Annotated in this window: 2 protein-coding genes and 1 pseudogene; all 3 read left to right on the top strand. The window is 42.5% G+C overall.

Annotated elements, in window-relative coordinates; all coding sequences use genetic code 11:
* Positions 1 to 634: pseudogene (locus tag A3739_RS29205) on the top strand (hypothetical protein); the annotation flags it as partial.
* Positions 635 to 778: 144 nt separating this feature from the next.
* The gene (locus tag A3739_RS02505) at positions 779 to 1,417 is read left to right on the top strand and encodes a response regulator (protein ID WP_068500124.1); all 639 of its coding nucleotides are present in this window, start codon (positions 779 to 781) and stop codon (positions 1,415 to 1,417) included.
* Positions 1,404 to 1,758 (top strand): GIY-YIG nuclease family protein (locus tag A3739_RS02500; RefSeq protein WP_231876981.1); only part of this gene is annotated, 355 nt, incomplete at its 3' end. The genes A3739_RS02505 and A3739_RS02500, both read left to right, overlap by 14 nt.

Genomic DNA, 1,758 nt, shown 5'->3' with positions numbered 1-1,758 from the left:
ACGTTATTCGCATTACATCGACGATCTTGATTTCGCGATTTCTCATTTTTCTGGTACTGGGCGAACGCCAATATTGGCGCCGAATAACCCGATGACGCCTTCTGCTTTTGTTCCATTTTATGAACAGATCGATCAAACGGGTTTGGAACTCCAGTATATTTATGAGTCATGGTTACTAAAGTTCGAAGGTATTTCAACGAAAGGAATCGACTCTCGTTACTCTGCCGCCGTGGCAGGATTTGAATACACGCAGGTTGGGATCTTTGATAGTTATGCAGATTTGGGTTGGATTGCTGAATATTTATACGATGATCGTAAGAGTGATAGTCGCATAACGTTTGAGCAAGACGTGTTTGTTGGATGGCGTTATGCGTTTAATGATGAAGACTCTTCCGAAATACTATTGGGCGGTATTCTTGATCACAAAACTCATGAACGTATCTACTCACTTGAGGCAAGCCAGCGCCTCACAAGCGATGTAAAGCTTTTTGTAAATGCTTGGGTCTTTGACGGGAAACCTCATTTGACCACTGATCCAATGGATATCCTTAATGCAGCGACCGACTCCTCGCAGAAAACGAGATTTTTGCAAAGTGAGGATCATGTGCAATTTGAACTCGTGAAATACTTCTAAAAAAAAGTGCTTGGTAGGAGGCTTTTGAAGCAAAGGTTTCACATTTTTCAGGAAAGGTCATACACTTCGCTTATAAGTGAAAAATAATGTAAACGACGAACTTACTGTTATGTGTCTTAGCGATAACATAGTGCGAGGTGTCAAGTGATAGACGTATTAGTGGTTGATGACCACGATCTTATTCGCGCAGGGATCTCACGTATGTTGCAGGATGACGTATCCATAAATGTGATTGGTGAATCTGACTCAGGTGAAAACGCCATCGACTCAGCTCAATCACATAAGCCAGATGTTGTGCTTATGGATATCAAAATGCCCGGTATAGGGGGCATTGAAGCCACGCGACGTATTAAGAAAGTCAGTGATGACATCAAGGTTGTCGTCGTCTCTGCATTGACAGATTCCCCTTCAGCACAAAGAGTCCTTGATTCTGGGGCTTCCGCTTATGTATCGAAGAATAGCCACATCAGTGAAATGATTAAAGCCGTGAAGAAAGTGCATGCGGGTGAGCGTTACATTAGCCCTGATATCGCACAAAATATGGCTTTAAATGAATCCAGCAATGATCCGTTTAGTGAACTATCCTCTCGTGAAAAGCAGATTGCTGAGATGATTATGGAGTGTCGTAAGGTTCAAGAAATTTCGGATGTGTTGTGTTTGAGCCCTAAAACGGTTAACTCCTACCGTTATCGCGTATTTGAGAAACTTGGCGTTACCAGTGATGTAGGTCTAACGCTCATGGCATTAAAGCACGGATTGCTAGAAGTCGATGCCACAGAGTAGTCAAAGCGCAATCGCGCAGCCATTTGACGCTAAGAACTTCCTTAAAAACTTATCAACTGCCCCAGGTGTCTATCGAATGTTCGATGGTGCTAGGCAGATCCTCTATGTTGGCAAGGCCAAGAATCTAAAAAAACGCGTTTCTAGTTACTTTCTTAAGAATGATCATGCGCCCAAGACTCGCGCGCTGGTCTCAAAAATTCAAAATATTGAAGTCACTATTACGAATAGTGAAACAGAAGCTTTGATCTTAGAGCAAAATTTGATCAAAAAGCTGAAACCTCCCTACAACATTTTGCTGCGGGACGATAAGTCTTATCCGTATATCTATTTGGCGACCGATA

The sequence above is a fragment of the Oleiphilus sp. HI0067 genome, from assembly GCF_001635735.1.
Note: the sequence above shows the minus strand (reverse complement) of the source record. Positions and strands in the feature narration are given on the sequence as shown.